The organism is Achromobacter sp. ES-001, assembly GCF_019448355.1.
Classification (GTDB): domain Bacteria; phylum Pseudomonadota; class Gammaproteobacteria; order Burkholderiales; family Burkholderiaceae_B; genus Achromobacter; species Achromobacter spanius_B.
In genome coordinates, this window is sequence record NZ_CP079940.1 from 1,737,062 (window position 1) to 1,752,868 (window position 15,807).

The 15,807-nt window shown below is 65.6% G+C and carries 15 protein-coding genes; 10 read left to right on the plus strand and 5 right to left on the minus strand.

What is annotated here, in order from left to right; genetic code table 11:
• Positions 1 to 127: 127 nt before the first annotated feature.
• Together KYT87_RS07725 and KYT87_RS07730 are read left to right on the plus strand one after the other, a co-directional pair.
• Entirely contained in the window at positions 128 to 982 is an 855-nt protein-coding gene (locus tag KYT87_RS07725) for a DMT family transporter (RefSeq protein WP_046802785.1), read from the plus strand.
• Between the two features lie 29 nt (positions 983 to 1,011).
• Entirely contained in the window at positions 1,012 to 1,863 is an 852-nt protein-coding gene (locus tag KYT87_RS07730) for a sulfurtransferase (RefSeq protein ID WP_219991958.1), read from the plus strand.
• A gap of 84 nt (positions 1,864 to 1,947) precedes the next feature.
• On the opposite strand, the gene KYT87_RS07735 is transcribed toward KYT87_RS07730, so the two are convergent.
• Positions 1,948 to 2,517, minus strand: a complete 570-nt coding sequence (locus tag KYT87_RS07735; protein ID WP_006218288.1) for a phosphonate degradation HD-domain oxygenase — start codon at positions 2,515 to 2,517, stop codon at positions 1,948 to 1,950.
• 54 nt (positions 2,518 to 2,571) lie between these two features.
• A complete protein-coding gene (locus KYT87_RS07740) occupies positions 2,572 to 3,435 on the minus strand; it encodes a LysR family transcriptional regulator (protein ID WP_046802885.1) in 864 nt (287 codons plus the stop codon).
• 148 nt (positions 3,436 to 3,583) lie between these two features.
• Here KYT87_RS07740 and KYT87_RS07745 point away from each other — a divergent pair, with 148 nt between their 5' ends.
• From KYT87_RS07745 to KYT87_RS07765, 5 genes are all read left to right on the plus strand, one after another.
• A complete protein-coding gene (locus KYT87_RS07745; protein ID WP_255593999.1) occupies positions 3,584 to 4,738 on the plus strand; it encodes a putative 2-aminoethylphosphonate ABC transporter ATP-binding protein in 1,155 nt (384 codons plus the stop codon).
• A 7-nt stretch (positions 4,739 to 4,745) separates the two neighbouring features.
• Complete coding sequence (locus KYT87_RS07750; RefSeq protein WP_370638754.1) at positions 4,746 to 6,500, plus strand: putative 2-aminoethylphosphonate ABC transporter permease subunit; 1,755 nt, start codon at positions 4,746 to 4,748, stop codon at positions 6,498 to 6,500.
• 15 nt (positions 6,501 to 6,515) lie between these two features.
• Entirely contained in the window at positions 6,516 to 7,346 is an 831-nt protein-coding gene (gene phnX, locus KYT87_RS07755) for a phosphonoacetaldehyde hydrolase (protein ID WP_120154468.1), read from the plus strand.
• Positions 7,347 to 7,482: 136 nt separating this feature from the next.
• A complete protein-coding gene (locus tag KYT87_RS07760; RefSeq protein WP_219991960.1) occupies positions 7,483 to 8,505 on the plus strand; it encodes a putative 2-aminoethylphosphonate ABC transporter substrate-binding protein in 1,023 nt (340 codons plus the stop codon).
• Between the two features lie 13 nt (positions 8,506 to 8,518).
• Positions 8,519 to 9,649, plus strand: a complete 1,131-nt coding sequence (locus KYT87_RS07765; protein WP_219991961.1) for a TIGR03364 family FAD-dependent oxidoreductase — start codon at positions 8,519 to 8,521, stop codon at positions 9,647 to 9,649.
• A 160-nt stretch (positions 9,650 to 9,809) separates the two neighbouring features.
• Here the strand turns inward: KYT87_RS07765 and KYT87_RS07770 are convergent, their stop codons facing one another.
• The 3 genes from KYT87_RS07770 to KYT87_RS07780 form a co-directional block, all read right to left on the minus strand.
• On the minus strand, positions 9,810 to 10,955 hold the full coding sequence (locus tag KYT87_RS07770) for an aromatic ring-hydroxylating dioxygenase subunit alpha (RefSeq protein WP_046802791.1): 1,146 nt from the start codon (positions 10,953 to 10,955) through the stop codon (positions 9,810 to 9,812).
• A gap of 318 nt (positions 10,956 to 11,273) precedes the next feature.
• Positions 11,274 to 12,284: an acyltransferase gene (locus KYT87_RS07775; protein ID WP_219991962.1), complete on the minus strand. Its 1,011-nt coding sequence runs from the start codon at positions 12,282 to 12,284 to the stop codon at positions 11,274 to 11,276.
• A gap of 229 nt (positions 12,285 to 12,513) precedes the next feature.
• Entirely contained in the window at positions 12,514 to 13,482 is a 969-nt protein-coding gene (locus KYT87_RS07780) for a tripartite tricarboxylate transporter substrate binding protein (protein ID WP_046802794.1), read from the minus strand.
• A 169-nt stretch (positions 13,483 to 13,651) separates the two neighbouring features.
• On the opposite strand from KYT87_RS07780, the gene KYT87_RS07785 reads away from it, so the two are divergent.
• The 3 genes from KYT87_RS07785 (at position 13,652) to KYT87_RS07795 (ending at position 15,774) form a co-directional block, all read left to right on the plus strand.
• A complete protein-coding gene (locus KYT87_RS07785) occupies positions 13,652 to 14,506 on the plus strand; it encodes an IclR family transcriptional regulator (protein WP_219991963.1) in 855 nt (284 codons plus the stop codon).
• 82 nt (positions 14,507 to 14,588) lie between these two features.
• Positions 14,589 to 14,855 carry an exodeoxyribonuclease VII small subunit gene (locus tag KYT87_RS07790; RefSeq protein WP_046802796.1) on the plus strand — a complete coding sequence of 89 codons (267 nt, stop codon included), beginning with the start codon at positions 14,589 to 14,591 and terminating at the stop codon, positions 14,853 to 14,855.
• A 7-nt stretch (positions 14,856 to 14,862) separates the two neighbouring features.
• Positions 14,863 to 15,774, plus strand: a complete 912-nt coding sequence (locus tag KYT87_RS07795) for a polyprenyl synthetase family protein (protein WP_219991964.1) — start codon at positions 14,863 to 14,865, stop codon at positions 15,772 to 15,774.
• Positions 15,775 to 15,807: the final 33 nt, after the last annotated feature.

Consider the following 15,807-nt stretch of genomic DNA (forward strand, 5'->3'; position numbering starts at 1 on the left):
AAATACCCGGGTTCGACATGGCGGCGGCCCGCCAGTTCCCCGACTCGCCGGCACCGCTCCCGGTGGGCAAGAGTATAGTATCGCTTTCCCCTATTTCCCCTCACTTTTCCCTTAGCGTAGACCCCCAATGCAGGCTCTCTGGATGTTGTTGGCGTCCGCCATGTTCGCCATCATGGGGTCGTTCGTGAAGTTCGGCACGGAACACGGCGCGTCGCTGCCGCAGATCGTGCTTTTTCGCGGGCTGCCTTCCGTCCTACTTTTGCTGCTGTGGGCGCGCGCTGGGCGGCAATCCATCGTTCCGACCAGCTGGAAGTTGCACCTGTGGCGCAACCTGTCCGGCGTCACGTCGATGTGGCTGGGTTTCTTCGCCATCTCGCATCTGCCGCTGGCCACCGCGACCAGCCTGAACTACACCGCGCCGCTGTTCATCGCCTGTTGGATGCTGGGGTGGGGCGGCGCGCAGCGCGACCCGGTCCGCATCCTGGCGGTGGCGTTGGGCTTTCTGGGCGTGATCGCCGTGCTGCGGCCCAGTATCAACGAAGACCAGTGGCTGGCCGCCGTCATGGGCATGGGCGCGGGCGCCATGTCGGCCATCGCGATGATGCAGATCCGCCAGCTGGGCCGCATCGGCGAACCCGAATGGCGCACCGTGCTGTTTTTCTCCGTGGCGGTCTGCGTGTCCAGCATCGCCGGCTTGTGGTTCGAAGGCTGGGGCCACGCCGACTGGCAGGGCTACGCGTCGCTGTTCGGCGTGGGCGTGGCCGGCATGTTCGGCCAGCTTGCCATGACCCGGGCCTTTGGCATGGGGTCGGCGCTGCTGACGGCGGCGCTGCAATACAGCACCATTATTTTCGCGGCCTTGCTGGGCATGGGCTTCTGGGGCGACCATCTGGACGCCCTGGCCTGGGCCGGCATGGGCTTGATCATTTCCGCGGGCCTGCTGTCGGTGTGGCGCACCATGCGCGACCCGAAGCCGACCTGACCCGCCCCCTTCGATCAGGAGCACCCCGAATGACGACCACACTGATTTCTGCCGCCGACCTGGCCGCGCGCCTCGATTCGCCCGACGTGCGCGTATTCGATGTGCGACATGACCTGACCAACCACGCCGCCGGCCGCCAGGCCTACGACGCCGGACACATCCCGGGCGCCCGTCACCTGGACCACGAAACCGAGCTGGCGGCACCGCGCACCGGCAAGAACGGCCGGCATCCGTTGCCGTCGCGCGCCGAATTCGGCGGCCTGATGGCGGCTCATGGCGTGACGCCGCAAACGCTGGTCGTGGCGTACGACGCCAGCGGCGGCATGTACGCCGCGCACCTGTGGTGGATGTTGCGCTGGTTGGGCCATGAACGCGTGGCCGTGCTGGACGGCGGTTGGCAGGCGTGGGTGGCGGCCGGTTTGCCGACCACGACCGACGCCGCGCCCGAGGTCAAAGCCGGCCAGCCGGTAGAGCCCGGGCAATCGCTGGCCGGGTCGGTCAACGCCCAAGCCGTGCTGGACAACATCGCCCAGCCGGCCTTTACCGTGATCGACGCGCGCGCGGCCAACCGCTATCGCGGCGAAGTCGAGCCCATGGACCCGGTGGCCGGCCACATCCCGGGCGCGCTGAACCGTCCCAACGGCGAAAACCTGCAAGCCGATGGCCGCTTCAAGTCACCCGAGCAGCTGCGCGCCGAATTCGCCGACCTGCTGGGTGACCGCGACCCCAAGGCCGTGGTGCATCAGTGCGGCTCGGGCATCACCGCGTGCCATAACCTGTTGTCGATGGAAATCGCCGGCCTGTCCGGCTCGCGGCTGTACCCGGGTTCATGGAGCGAATGGTGCAGCGACCCGTCACGCCCGGTGGCGAAGGGCGCCTGAAGCCTCAGGCGCCTGGCCCGCGCACTCGGAAGCGCGGGTTGCGGCGCCCTTGTTGCGTGCGGGCCGGCGCTGCGCCCCGGTTCGCTACCAGATCGCGGCCAGCTTTACGCGGCCCGATACGCTTTCCGCGATTTCCAGAAAGTGATCCAGCGGCGGGGTGGCCAGGCCGGGAACCTTGGCCATGTCGTCCCAGCGTCTTAGCCGAATCGCGTCCGGCGCGCCCGGCATGCTGGCGAAATCCACCGCCTGGCTCGCATCAAAACTGCCGCCCTGTAATGCCAGGCTGCGCTTGGAATCCTCGGAGAGCGACGCTTCATATTGCGGCTCCACGTAGCACAGGTAACGCTTGGCTTCGACGTGCAGCCGGATCGGATCCAGCACCGCCGAACTGAACAGCCCGCGCAGGAACGGCAGCACGAAATACTGGTGTTTGTCGTCGATACCGCGCAGGGTCGGGGTGCCCGGCCGGTCTGCGATCAGGTGCCCCAGGTCGTGCAGCAGGCTGGCGGTGATCAGGTGTGCGCTGGCGCCGTGGCGCTCGGCCAGCGATGCCGTTTGCAGCGCGTGGCGCAAATGGCTGACGGATTCACCGTGATATGACCGGTGTCCGCGTTCCAGAAAAATCTGCTCGATGTCTTGCAAGGTCAAGGCCATGGTTGTCTCCTGATTGGCCGCAAGGGGGAGGGGGCGGGCAGTGACCCAGTCGGGTCAGCCGGCTGCCGGCGCCATCTCCAGGAAGCGCGCGATCAGCTGCACCGGTTGGCGCTCGCGCAGGCAGTACAGGTATTCATTCATCACGATGTCGGCGCCGTCGATGTCCAGGGCGGCCAGATCGGGATGGGACGGAATCTCGCGCGACGGGATCAGGCTGATCCCCAGGCCGCACAGGATGGCTTGCCGGATCGATTCCCGGCTGCCGATCTCCAGCGTGCGCCGCACCGTGACGCCCGCGGCTTGCAGGGCGTCTTCGGTCAGTTGGCGCGTCATCGAACCGGGCTCGCGCACCAGCAGCGCGTGCTCGGCAAGGTCGGCCAGCCGCACTCGGCCGCGGCGGGCCAGCGGATGGTCGCGGTGGGTGACCACGCGGATCGGGTCGGCCGCGATCATCCGCCGATACAGGTGCTTGTCATCCATCAGAAAAGACGACGTGGCAATCTCGATGCGGTAATCGTGCAGCGCTTGCAGCATCGACTGCGAATTGCCGATCGTGACCGTCAGATCAATGCCGGGGTAGCGCTGGTTGTATCGGCGCACCGTGTCCATGATGTAGAACGGGCCGGTGGCGCCGACACGCAGGTTGCCTTCGCGCAGGTCGCTGGCGTCGCGCAGCCGGAAGTCGATCTCGGTTTCCTGCTGGACCAGCTTTTCCACCATGGGCATCAGATTCTGTCCGGCATCCGACAGGCGCATGCCGCGCCCTTGGCGATGGAACAGTTCGATGCCGTAGCGAGATTCCAGCTGACGCAGCTGCCCCGTCACGGTGGGTTGGCTGACGCCCAACTGGGCGGCGGCCTTGGTGACGGTGCCGCAGCGGGCCACGGCGTAGAAAGATTTGAGTTCGGCGACAAGCACGATGACGGGGGGCGGGAAAGGGACGCAATGCGCAAGACCGCCAGTACACCAAAATAATTTGATGTTTTTATTACTGCATTTGCGCGAAGTGTCATAAACGCTCAATACGCGGCTTCCATACTGCCTTCGTTCCCAGACCGGAGGCAGCATGCCCCAAGCCGATAACGACCTTTTCCCCGCCGGGCCGCCCCAAGGCGGGCTGGACCCCATTGCGGGCAAAGAGCCCCAGCAAGGGGCAAAGCGTGGCGGCTTTCTGACCGTGCGAAACCTGGTCAAGACGTTTGGCAGCCACAAGGCGCTGGCCGACGTTTCGCTGGATATCCGTGCCGGAGAACTGGTGTGCCTGCTAGGCCCCTCCGGTTGCGGCAAAACGACGCTGCTGCGCGCGATTGCCGGACTGGAGCGCCAGGACAGCGGCACCATCGTGCTGTCGGGCCGCGATATTTCCCATGCCGAACCGCAAGAGCGCGACTACGGCATCCTGTTCCAATCCTATGCGCTGTTTCCCAACCTCACGGTCGCCCAGAACGTGGCGTACGGCCTGAGCGGCAAGCGCGCGCATCGCAAGCACGTGGCCCACCGTGTCGAGGAAATGCTGACGCTGGTGGGGCTGGCCGGCGCCGCCGACAAGTATCCGGGGCAGATCTCGGGCGGGCAGCAGCAGCGCGTGGCGTTGGCGCGCGCGTTGGCCCCGTCGCCGTCCCTGTTGCTGTTGGACGAACCGATGTCCGCGCTGGACGCCCGCGTGCGCGAGCATCTGCGTATTGAGTTGCGCGCCTTGCAAAAGCGCCTGTCCATTACGACGCTGATGGTCACACACGACCAGGAAGAGGCCATGGTGATGGCCGACCGTATCGCCGTCATGAACGGCGGCGTGATCGAACAGTACGGCACGCCGCGCGAGCTGTACCGCCAGCCGGGATCCGCCTTCATCGCCGATTTCGTGGGCGAGGCGAACTGGCTGCCGTTCGAACGCGTGGATGCGCACCGCGCCCGCGTCGGCCGCCAGGAACTGGCGGTGGACGACACGCTGGATGGCCGATTCGGCAAGCTGTTCGTCCGGCCCGAGGCGGTGCGCGTCAGCATGGCGCGCCCGGAAGAGCCCAATTCGATGCTGGCCGACGTGCTGGACGGCGTGTTCCTGGGCCGTGGTTACCGCCTGGCGTTGCGGCTGGAAGGCGTGCCCGGGTCCACCGTGCATTCCATCGTGTCCCCCGAAATCGGAGACGCCCTGTTGGGTCCTCATGCTGCCAGCCGCTGCTGGGTGGAGCTGCCGCGCCATGCGATTCGCGCCTACGCTTGATTCCCCCATGACCGGTTCTCCCTCCGTGGCGGAAACGCCGTCGGCTTCGGCTTCGCCCGTGGCCTTGGGCCGCCGCCCCATGCCCGCCTGGATCGGCTCGTTGGGCCTGACCGTCGGGCAGGGCGCGTTGCTGCTGTTCCTCGTGCTGTTCCTGGCGTTGCCGCTGGCGGCCATCCTGGCCAAGTCCGTGACGGACAACGACGGCGCCTGGGCTGGCCTGTCGGTGCTTACCGGCATCATCGGCGCAGACGGCTTTCTGGCGATGGTCGGCCGCAGCCTGACGGTGGGCCTGGTGACGATGTTGCTGGTGGTGCCGTGCGCCTACGGATTTGCCTATGGACTGACGCGTACCCGCCTGCCCGGCAAGGGCCTGTTGCGCACCATCGCCTTGCTGCCGCTGCTGGCGCCCTCGCTGCTGCCCGGTATCGCCCTGGTCTACCTGCTGGGCAATCAGGGTCTGCTCAAGGGCCTGACCGGCGGCGCCACCATCTACGGCTTCTGGGGCATCGTCGTCGGCGAGGCGTTCTACACCTTCCCGCATGCGCTGATGATTTTGTTGACCGGCCTGACGCTGGCCGACGGGCGCCTGTATGACGCGGCGCGCGCCATGGGCGCCGGCCCGTGGCGCACCTTCCTGACCGTGACCCTGCCCGGCACGCGCTACGCCGTGTTCTCGGCCTGCTGCGTGGTGTTCACGCTGACTGTCACCGATTTTGGCGTACCCAAGGTGGTGGGCGGCGACTACAACGTGCTGGCGATGGAAGCCTACAAGGCGGTGGTCGGCCAGCAGAACTTTCCGAAGGGCGCGGCCATCGGCATCCTGCTGTTGCTGCCCGCCTTGCTGACCTTCGTGCTGGACCGGCGCCTGCGGGCCCGCCAGGGCGCGCAGATGAGCGGCCGCGCGCAGGCCTATGCGGCAAATCCGAACCGCCGCCGTGATGCTGCTTTCCTGGCGCTGGCCGGCGTGATGGCCGCGTTCCTGCTGCTGATCATCGGCGTGGCGGTGTGGGCGTCGTTCGTGAAGATGTGGCCCTACAACCTGTCCATGTCGCTGCGGTCCTACGACTTCGACAACATGGACGGCGGTGGCTGGCTGGCGTGGCGCAACAGCTTGCAGCTGGCGTTCTTCACCGCCGTGATCGGCACGGCCGTGGTCTTCGTGGGCGCCTGGATGATGGAAAAAGTACCGGCGCGCGGCCAACTGGGGCGCGGCCTGCGGGGGGCGGTCAGCATGCTGGCGCTGATGCCGATGGCCGTGCCCGGCCTGGTGCTGGGCCTGGGCTACATCTTCTTTTTCAATAGCCTGATGAATCCGCTGAACCTGCTGTACGGCACCATGCCGCTGCTGATTCTGTGCACGGTCGTCCACTTCTACACCAGCGCGCACCTCACGGCCGCCACCGCACTGAACGCGCTGGACCCGGAATTCGAAGCCGCGTCCGCGTCGCTGAAGGTGCCGCGCATGACGACGTTCCTGCGCGTCACCCTGCCGATGTGCTTGCCTGCCGCGCTGGACGTCGCCCGCTATTTGTTTGTATCCGCCATGACGACGGTGTCGGCCGTGGTGTTTCTGTACAGCCCGTCCACGGTGCTGGCCGCCGTTGCCGTCCTTAACATGGACGACGCCGGCTTCATCGGCCCGGCCGCCGCCATGTGCACGGTAATCATGGCCAGCTCCGCCGTCGCGGCCCTGCTGCTGCATCTGGCCAGCCGCGCGCTGGTGTCGCGCAGCCAGGCCTGGCGCCGCCCCGTGGCCCTTTGAACGATTGATCCCAGGATGACCCTTATGACTGTTTCTTCCTTACCCGTGCAGCTGGAAGCCGTAATCTTCGACTGGGCCGGCACGCTGGTCGACTTCGGATCATTTGCCCCCACCAAGGTGTTCGTCGATGCGTTCTCGCAGTTCGGCATGGACGTGTCGCTGAAAGAGGCGCGCGGCCCCATGGGCATGGGCAAGTGGGACCACATCCGCGCGCTGTGCAACCAGCCGGCCATCGCCGCCCAGTATCAGGCCCAGTTCGGCCGCGTGCCCAGCGACGACGATGTGACGGCCATCTATGAACGCTTCCTGCCGATGCAGATGGAAAAGGTGGCCCAGTATTCGGCGGCCATCCCCGGCGCGGCCGAGCTGTTGCGCGCGCTGCGCCGTAAAGGCCTGAAGATCGGCTCTTGCTCGGGCTACCCGGACAGCGTGATGCGCCGCGTGGTCGAACGCGCCGCGTCCGAAGGGCTGGAGCCCGATTGCATCGTGGCCAGCGACGACGTGCCGCGCGCGCGTCCGGCGCCGGCCATGGCGTTGAAGAACGTGGTGGAACTGGGCCTGTCGGACGTGGCCGCGTGCGTCAAGGTCGACGACACCGCGCCAGGCATCGAGGAAGGGCGCCGCGCCGGCATGTGGTCGGTGGGCCTGCTGCTGTCCGGCAACGCCGCCGGCCTGACCCTGGACGAATACCTGAGCCTGGACGAGGCGGGCCGCGACCTGGCCCGCGCCGACGCCAGCCGCGAGCTTGCCACCGCCGCGCCGCATTACCTGATCGATACGGTGGCGGATCTGCCGGCCGTCATCATCGACATCGAAGCCCGTCTGGCACGAGGCCAACGCCCCTGAATTAGCTTCCCCTTACCGGCACTGCCGGCCCTGCATTCCCTTTGTGTGCGCCTTTGTACCGCAGCCGGCATCTGCCGGCAGTGGGGGCGACGTTCACCTTTTTTGCGCGTTTTTCCGCATATTCACGGAGTTCTTCATGAATCGCTACAAGCTGCTTGCACTGGCCGCCGCCCTGACGGGCGTGATGGGCGCCGCGTCCGCCGAGACCACGCTGACGGTCTATACCGCGCTGGAAGCCGATCAGATCAAGGTCTACCAGGCCGCGTTTGAGAAGGCCAACCCCGACATCAAGATCCAGTGGGTGCGCGATTCCACCGGCATCATCGCGGCCAAGCTGCTGGCCGAAAAAAGCAACCCCAAAGCCGACGTGATCTGGGGCCTGGCCGGGACGGCGCTGGGCCTGATGGACAAGGAAGGCATGTTGCAGCCGTACGCCCCGAAGGGCCTGGACCAGATCGCCGCCAACATGCGCGACGCCAAGGCCGAGCCGTCGTGGGTGGGCATGGACGGCTACGCGGCCGCGATCTGCTTTAACACCATCGAAGCCGAAAAACAGAAGCTGCCCAAGCCCACGTCGTGGCAAGACCTGACCAAGCCGGTGTACGCGGGCAAGATCGTCATGCCGAACCCGGCGTCCTCGGGCACGGGCTTCCTGGATGTCAGCGCCTGGTTGCAGATCTTTGGCGAAGACAAGGGCTGGGCCTACATGGATGCCCTGCACAAGAACATCGGATCGTACACGCACTCGGGCTCGAAGCCTTGCAACATGGCGGCCGCCGGCGAATTCCCCATCGGCGTGTCGTTCGACTATCGCGCGGCCAAGCTCAAGGCCGACGGCGCGCCGGTTGAGGCCGTGTTCCCGTCGGAAGGCCTGGGTTGGGAAGTCGAAGCCACCGCCATCATGAAGGGCACCAAGAACCTGGACGCGGCCCGCAAGCTGGCTGACTTCTCGGCCAGCCGCGAAGCCAACGAACTGTACAAGGCCAACTTCGCGGTGCTGGCGATTCCGTCCATCGCCACGGTCAACCCGAACCTGCCGGCCGACCTGACCAAGCGCATGATCAAGAACGACTTTGTGTGGGCCGCGACCAACCGCGAACGCATCATCGCCGAGTGGACGCGCCGCTACGACGGCAAGTCGGAACCCAAGAAGAAGTAAGGCACGGCCCGCAATGAAAACATACGACGTAATCGTGGTGGGCGCGGGCATGCTTGGCATCGCCCACGCCTGGGCGGCCGCCAAGCGCGGCCTGTCGGTGGCGGTGATCGAACGCAGCCGCCAGGCGCATGGCGCCACCATCCGCAACTTCGGCCAGGTCATTGTGACCGGCCAGGCGCCCGGCATGATGCTGTCGCATGCCCAGCAGGCGCGCGAGCTGTGGCTGGATCTGGCCGCCAAGGCGGGCTTTCATGTGCGGGCCAACGGCGCGCTGGTGCTGGCGCGAAATATCGACGAGGCCAGCGTGTTGCAGGAATTCGCGGACACGCGTTTGATGCAGGAAGGCTACCGTGCCGAGCTGCTGTCGGCGCGTCAGGTGGCTGGCCTGTATGGCGGTCAGCTGGCGCATCACTGCCTGGCGCTGCGCGGGCATGACGACCTGCAAATCTATTCGCGCGATGCGCTACCGGCCATCACGCGATACCTGGCCGAGTCGCTGGGCGTGACGTTTATCACCGGCACCCTGGCGCGCGCGGTCGAGAACGGGTTGGTGGGCACCACCGCCGGCGATTTTCAGGGCAAGCATGCGTTCGTGTGCCCCGGTCATGATTACCTGACGCTGCTGCCCGAACGCTTTGCGCCGATGAACCTGGAAGTCACGCGCTTGCAAATGCTGCGCGCGGCGTTCGAGACGAACCCCATCGCCCTGGACCTCCCGGTGTTGACGGGTTTGTCCTGCGTGCACTACGGCGCGTTCTCGGACTTGCCCACGGCGCATGCGCTGCGCCAGGTCATCCAGGAACGTACGCCGATGCTGCTGGAAAATGGCATACACCTGTTGATCAGCCCTACGCCCAACGGCGAACTCATCATTGGCGATTCGCATCGTTATGGGACGGACGCGTTCCCGTTCAACGACGAAGCGGTCGACAACACGATGCTGGACCTGGCCTCGCAGGCGCTCGGTGCGCGCTTGCGTGTGCTGGAGCGCTGGCAGGGGGTTTACGGCGCGCACGGGCCGGCGCCATTTTCCGTGATGCCGGTGGACGTGGCCACCACCGTCGCGGTCATGCATTCGGGTGTGGGCATGACGGTGGGCCTGGCCATCGGCGAACGCACGGTGGCCCAGGTGATGGGACGTTAACGGCGCTGATCGGATCACGGTCGGGCAGTCGTCGACCCTGATCCGATTGCCCTTGCGGCAAAAGAAAAAGGGCTTTGCGTTGTGTGACGCAAAGCCCTTTTTGTATGGCGGGTATGGCGGGTATGGCGGGTATGGCCTGTATGGAAGAAGGCCAGGGTGCCTACAAGTCCTGCATGATCCGGCGATACCACTCGTGGAAGTGCTGCATGCCGTCTTCCATGGGCGATTGGTAGGGGCCGGCTTCGTTCACGCCGCGCAACATCAAGGCCTTGCGGCCCGCGTCCATGCGCTCGGCGATCTCGTCGTCTTCAATGGCCGTTTCCATGTAGGCGGCGCGCTGGGCCTCGACGAATTCGCGTTCGAACGCCGAGATTTCCTCGGGGTAGTAGAACTCGACGACGTTCACCGTTTCCTGCGGGCTTTTCGGGTACAGCGTGGACAGCACCAGCACGTGCGGATAGAGCTCGATCATGTGGGTCGGGAAGTACGTGACCCAGACCGCGCCGAAATCCGGAGCGTCGCCTTCGCGGAACGACAACAGTCGGTCGTGCCATTGCTTGTACACATCCGAACCCGGTTGCGCCAACGCGTTGTGCACGCCCACTTTTTGAAGGCTGTACCAGTCGTTGAATTCCCAGGTCAGATCGTCGCAGGTGACGAAGCGGCCCAGGCCCGGGTGAAACGGGCCAACGTGGTAGTCCTCAAGGTAGACCTCGATGAAGGTCTTCCAGTTGTAGTTGCACTGATGCACCTCGACATGGTCCAGCACGTAGTCGCCGAAGTTGAATTCCGGGCGCGAGAACAGCGGCGCCATGTCGGAAGCCGGATCGCGCGGGCCTTCGAAGAGCAAGCCGTGGCAATCGCGCAGGCGAAACTTCTGCAAGTTCATGCAGGGCGTGGTCTCGAACTGAGGCGCGCCCAACAACTCGCCTTGGTTGTTGTACGTCCAACGGTGCAGGGGGCAAACGATGTTGCCACCGGTTGCCTTCAGGTTTCCGTGCGTATTGCAGTTGCCGGCCACATTGCCGGCTTCGCCGCCCAGCATCAAAGCCTGACGGTGGCGGCAGACATTTGAGATGAGTTCAACGCCTTGCTGGTTGCGAACCAGCACGCGTCCCCCGCTTTCCTGTACCAACGACCGCCAATCCCCGATTTCAGGCACCAATTTCTGATGGCCGACATATTGCGAGGATTGCTTGAAAATGAGTTCTTGCTCGCGGGCAAAGAGGGCTTCGTCAAAATATGCACTGACGGGTAGCTGGGTGCGAGCTGGCACGACATGTGCCATCCGACCGATGTCGGTCATGATTCCCTCCGCTCGGATAAAAAAGCCAGGACGGTTTGAGCTCTGCCAAGCGCTTTTGTTCAAGCCCAGCAGTTTTAATGACCGGATCCGAAAATTGCGTCGAAAAACGGTCTGAAAACTGCTTGGAGCTCAACCGTGAGCTTGGCTACGTACGTGCTGGCGCGAAGAAAAATCGGTGTCTGGCCGATCAAATAAGCCGTGAATTGTACCCCAAGGGCCTCCCTGCCGCCCGGGAAGATGGACGGGGCTAAATCCAGCGTTGGCGGGGCCTGCCGGCCCCGTTCCATCGTCCGATTAACCCTTCAAGGCGTAGGTCTTTCAGACGAGCTTGCGCGTGGCCGGATGACGCCTTAACAGCCAGCTGCTGGCCGCCGACAGCGCAAACACGGCAACGGTCAGCAAGGGCACGGCCCAGGCGTCGCGCGGGTTGCCCGAGATGGCGCCCGCGCGCCGCGCCACGTCCAGGAACACGGGGTGGATCAGGTACACGCCGAACGTCAAGGGCGCCAGCGCGGACAGGCGCGGCAGCCAGGGCGAAGACACGATCCACTGGAAGGCGGCCAGCGACATGAACGGCACTGTCAGGCTGAAGTAATCATAAAAGTACGTATCCAGCGCGTGGCCGTCGGACATCACGGTGACGCCAAACGCCGTGGCCGCAACGCTGCCCGCAAGGACCAGGCCCGGCCGGGGGATGCGCAAGTCGCCATCAAAAATCAACCGGCCCGCCACGAAATAACCCAGATACGGCAGGAACCAGGTCAGGAAGAACCCGTGCGGGGCGCCCAGCGCGCGGCGGTACAGCGCGTCAAGAATGGCCACGCCCAGAATACCCACCACCCATAGCGACCGGCCGCGCGGCGTGCTGCGTGCGTACAGCAGGCGGGCCAGCGGGGCAAACAGGTACAGCCCCACGATCATGTACAGGTACCACAGGTGGTAATAGGGTTCGCCCTGCGCCACCTTGCGGGGCCAGAACGAAAAGTCCACCCGGCCGTCGTCCCACCAATCCAGCCCGGTGCGCCAGGCCAGATAGAACAAGGTCCAGAACAGCAGGGGCGCACAGATGCGCGCCATGCGGCGGCTGTAGAACTTGCGGGCGTCGTGGGGTTTGTTCGGGTCCAGCAGCAAGGCGCCGCTGACCATGACGAAAACAGGCACGCACCAGCGCGCCGCCGAGTCGTACAGATTGGCGGCCAGCCACGCGCCGCCGCCATACGCGGCAGGGTCACTGACAATCAAGGCCGCGCTGTGCAGCAGGACGACGGCTACGGCCGCCAGCCAGCGGGCGGCGTCCAGTCGGGCATAACGGTCTTCGGGGGGGTGCATCGGGCTCCCGCTGGTGTTTTCGCATCCTCACCTTAGCAGTGAGCCCGGGTGCGCTTCTGTATCCAGCGGTTAGGCAAGGCATGAAAAACCGACAGGACCCGGGCGGGCGCTGTCGGTGCAAAGGGGGGTAGGCCCGGGGGCCCGGCAAGGTCCGGCGGCTTGGCCCACGCGCCAACGATTTGTCACGAAACCGTGGGCGGCGGGGCGGCCGCATCAGGGCATTGCCGCCTTACTGCAAGACGATGTTGGCTTGCTTGATCAACTGCGACACGATGGGCTGTTCGGTCTTGATCTGCTTGTCCAGCTCGGCGGCCGTGCCGGAACGCGGGTCGATGCCCATGTCCAGCATGCGCTTCTTGACGGCTTCGTCCTTCAGGGTTTCAGTCAGCGCGGCTTGCAGCTTTTCAAGCACCGGTGCGGGGGTGCCCTTGGGCGCCACGAAGCTGAACCAGGCCGTCATGTCGAAAGCGGGGTAGCCTTCTTCGGCCAGCGTTTGCAGCTTGGGCAGCGTGGCCAGGCGCGACGGGCTGGTGATGGCAAACACCTTGACCTTGCCCGCGTCCGCCTGCGGCATGCCGGTGGCGACCATGTCGAAGAACAAGTCCACGTCGCCGCTGATCAGGGCGGGCAGCGCCTGGGTCGCGCCCTTGAACGGCACGTGCAGGATGTCAATGCCGGCGCGTTCCTTGAACAGTTCACCCGCCAGATGGGACGAGGTGCCGGGGCCGAACGTGGCGAACGTCAGCTTGCCGGGGTTCTGCTTGGCATAAGCCACGACGTCTTGCGTGCTGTTGAACGGGCGCTTGGGGCTGGACAGCAGCACCAGGGGGCCCACGCCCACCATGCCGATGCGGGCAAAACCGTCCGGGTCGTAGGGCAGTTCCTTATACAGATAGCGGTTGGTGACCAGCGTCGAATTGGTGGCCATCAGGATGGTGTAGCCGTCCGGCTGCTCGCGCGACACGTAGGCCGCGCCGATGGACGTGCCGGCGCCCGCCTTGTTTTCCACGATCATCGGCTGGCCCAGCGTCTTGGCCATGCGCTCGGCCAGGATGCGGGTCAGCACGTCGGTGGCGCCACCGGCCGGGAAGGGCGAGATGACCTTGATCGGGCGGGTCGGATAGGTCTCGGCCTGGGCGCCCAGCGCGGCGGCGCTGAGCAAGACGGTGGCCAGCAGTTTGAGGCTCGTGCGAATCATGTTTTCCCCTTGAAATCGCGTGCATGAGTGGATCGCCGGGCCTGGCTTGGCTGCCGCGTCGCGTCACGCCGCGCGGTGGCTTGCCAGGTCTCCTTGGATGTTTTAAATTCCGTATATTGGAATTTAGTTTTGTCGTTCGAAATAAACTATAAAAACGAAGCGAATAGAAATGCAATCTTTTTCTGACTCCAAGCGCGTGGTGCACGCCGCCGTCAAACCGGACGAAACGCTGGAACTGAGCCAGCCGGCACGCCGCAAACGCACGGCCGGCGTGGGCGAGGGCGCCAATTCGCCGGACTTCATTACCGCCCTGGCGCGCGGCCTGGACGTCTTGCGGTGCTTTCGCCATGGCGTGACGGCGCTGGGGAACCTGGACCTGGCGCGCTTGACCGGCCTGCCCAAGCCCACCATCAGCCGTATCACCTACACGCTGACCGAACTGGGCTACCTGCGCTATCACCCCGACACCGGCAAGTATTCGCCCGGCTATGGCGTGCTGGCGCTGGGCTTCGGCTTGCTGGCCGGGCTGGAAGTGCGCGAACTGGCCAAGGCGTCCATGACGGAACTGGCGCGCGACACCGGCGGCGCCGTGGCCTTGGGCGCGTTCGACGGCGACGCGATGACCTACGTCGAAGCCATCCATGGATCCTCAGCGCTGTACCTGCGGTTGCCGGTTGGCTATCGCGCCAGCCTGGACAGCGCCATGGGCCGGGCCTACCTGGCCAGCTTGCCCGACACCGCTTGTCGGGAAGTGATGGCGCGCTTGGGTCCGGTGGCCCCGCCCGTGGCCGCCATCGATCGCGCCCGCGCTGAATTGCAGGAATTCGGCTGCTGTTTCGCGCTGGGCGAATGGCAATCCGGCATCAACGCCGTCGCCGTGCCGTTTACCTCGATCACCGGCGAAGGCGTCTTCGTGATGAGCTGCGGCGGGCCATTGAGCCTCTTGCCCGAACCCGAGCTGCGGTCCCGCGTCGGCCCCGCGTTACGGGCCGCGATTGCAGGACTGGCGGGGGCGTCGGCCTGATCCTTGCGGCGCATCCGGGTTCGCGTTGGCTATCTCGTACAATTCACAAATTGATCCACCCCTAGCGCCCTCGGAGACCCGTTTGGCCAACCCCACACAAGCCGATCCGCAGATCGATGACCGTCCCTTGCCCCAGGATTTTGAAACGGCCCTGGCCGAATTGGAATCGTTGGTTGCGGCCATGGAAGACGGCTCGTTGCCGCTTGAGCAGTCGCTGGCCGCTTACCGGCGCGGCGTGGCGCTGACGCGGGTCTGCCAGGAACGCTTGGCGCAGGCGGAACAGCAGGTCAAGGTATTGGAAGGCGACTTGCTGCGCCCGCTGGACCCGGCGGCGCTGGATGACGAATAAGAAACCGATGAAGACCACTCAACTCCCCTTCGCGGAGTGGTTGCAGGGGCGCGTGCGGCACGTTGAAGACGTGCTGGACGACCTGATGCCGCCCGCGGATGTGCTACCCGTCCGGTTGCACGAAGCGATGCGCTACGCCGTGCTGGGCGGTGGCAAGCGCGTACGCGCCGCCATGGTCTACGCCGCCGGGCAGGCCTGCCCGGTAAGCGGCAGTGTGCTGGCCATCGAGGCCTCGCTGGACCGCGCGGCCGCCGCTGTCGAATTGATCCACGCTTATTCGCTGGTGCATGACGACCTGCCGTGCATGGACGACGACACCTTGCGCCGTGGCCGGCCCACCACCCATGTGCAGTTCGACGAAGCCACCGCCATGCTGGCGGGCGACGCCTTGCAGCCGCTGGCGTTCGACATGCTGGCATCCATGCCCATCGCGCCCGCGCTGATCGTGCAGGCGACGCAGTCGCTGGCGCGCGCCGCTGGCAGCCAGGGCATGGCGGGCGGCCAGGCCATCGACCTGCTCAGCGTCGGCCATTCGTTGTCGCGCGATGAACTTCAGACCATGCACAGCATGAAGACCGGCGCCATGCTTGCGTGCAGCGTGGCGCTGGGCGGCATCGTGGCGGGCGCCAGCTCGGCCTCGCGCCAGGCGCTGGACGCGTACGCGCAGGCCATGGGCTTGGCGTTCCAGGTGGTGGACGATATTCTGGACGTTACCGCCGACACGGCCAGCCTGGGCAAGACGCCCGGCAAGGACGCGGCGGAAAACAAGCCGACGTACGTCTCGCTCCTGGGCCTGTCCGAGGCGCGCGAGTTCGCCGAGCAATTGCGTGTGGCCGCGCTGGCGGCGCTGGAGCCCCTGGGCGATGCCGGGTTGCGCCTGGCGCAACTGGCCGATTTCATCGTCCTTCGAGACCGCTGATCCGTGACAAGCCCGGCCTGAGTCCAGGTCGGG

What these genes read in the sequence shown, in the direction of transcription:
- KYT87_RS07730 (WP_219991958.1), top strand. Translation starts at nt 1,012, where the DNA reads ATGACGACCACACTGATTTCTGCCGCCGACCTGGCCGCGCGCCTCGAT.
- KYT87_RS07725 (WP_046802785.1), top strand. Translation starts at nt 128, where the DNA reads ATGCAGGCTCTCTGGATGTTGTTGGCGTCCGCCATGTTCGCCATCATG.
- KYT87_RS07735 (WP_006218288.1), bottom strand. Translation starts at nt 2,517, where the DNA reads ATGGCCTTGACCTTGCAAGACATCGAGCAGATTTTTCTGGAACGCGGA.
- phnX (WP_120154468.1), top strand. Translation starts at nt 6,516, where the DNA reads ATGACCCTTATGACTGTTTCTTCCTTACCCGTGCAGCTGGAAGCCGTA.
- KYT87_RS07750 (WP_370638754.1), top strand. Translation starts at nt 4,746, where the DNA reads ATGACCGGTTCTCCCTCCGTGGCGGAAACGCCGTCGGCTTCGGCTTCG.
- KYT87_RS07780 (WP_046802794.1), bottom strand. Translation starts at nt 13,482, where the DNA reads ATGATTCGCACGAGCCTCAAACTGCTGGCCACCGTCTTGCTCAGCGCC.
- KYT87_RS07760 (WP_219991960.1), top strand. Translation starts at nt 7,483, where the DNA reads ATGAATCGCTACAAGCTGCTTGCACTGGCCGCCGCCCTGACGGGCGTG.
- KYT87_RS07775 (WP_219991962.1), bottom strand. Translation starts at nt 12,284, where the DNA reads ATGCACCCCCCCGAAGACCGTTATGCCCGACTGGACGCCGCCCGCTGG.
- KYT87_RS07795 (WP_219991964.1), top strand. Translation starts at nt 14,863, where the DNA reads ATGAAGACCACTCAACTCCCCTTCGCGGAGTGGTTGCAGGGGCGCGTG.
- KYT87_RS07765 (WP_219991961.1), top strand. Translation starts at nt 8,519, where the DNA reads ATGAAAACATACGACGTAATCGTGGTGGGCGCGGGCATGCTTGGCATC.
- KYT87_RS07785 (WP_219991963.1), top strand. Translation starts at nt 13,652, where the DNA reads ATGCAATCTTTTTCTGACTCCAAGCGCGTGGTGCACGCCGCCGTCAAA.
- KYT87_RS07745 (WP_255593999.1), top strand. Translation starts at nt 3,584, where the DNA reads ATGCCCCAAGCCGATAACGACCTTTTCCCCGCCGGGCCGCCCCAAGGC.
- KYT87_RS07770 (WP_046802791.1), bottom strand. Translation starts at nt 10,955, where the DNA reads ATGACCGACATCGGTCGGATGGCACATGTCGTGCCAGCTCGCACCCAG.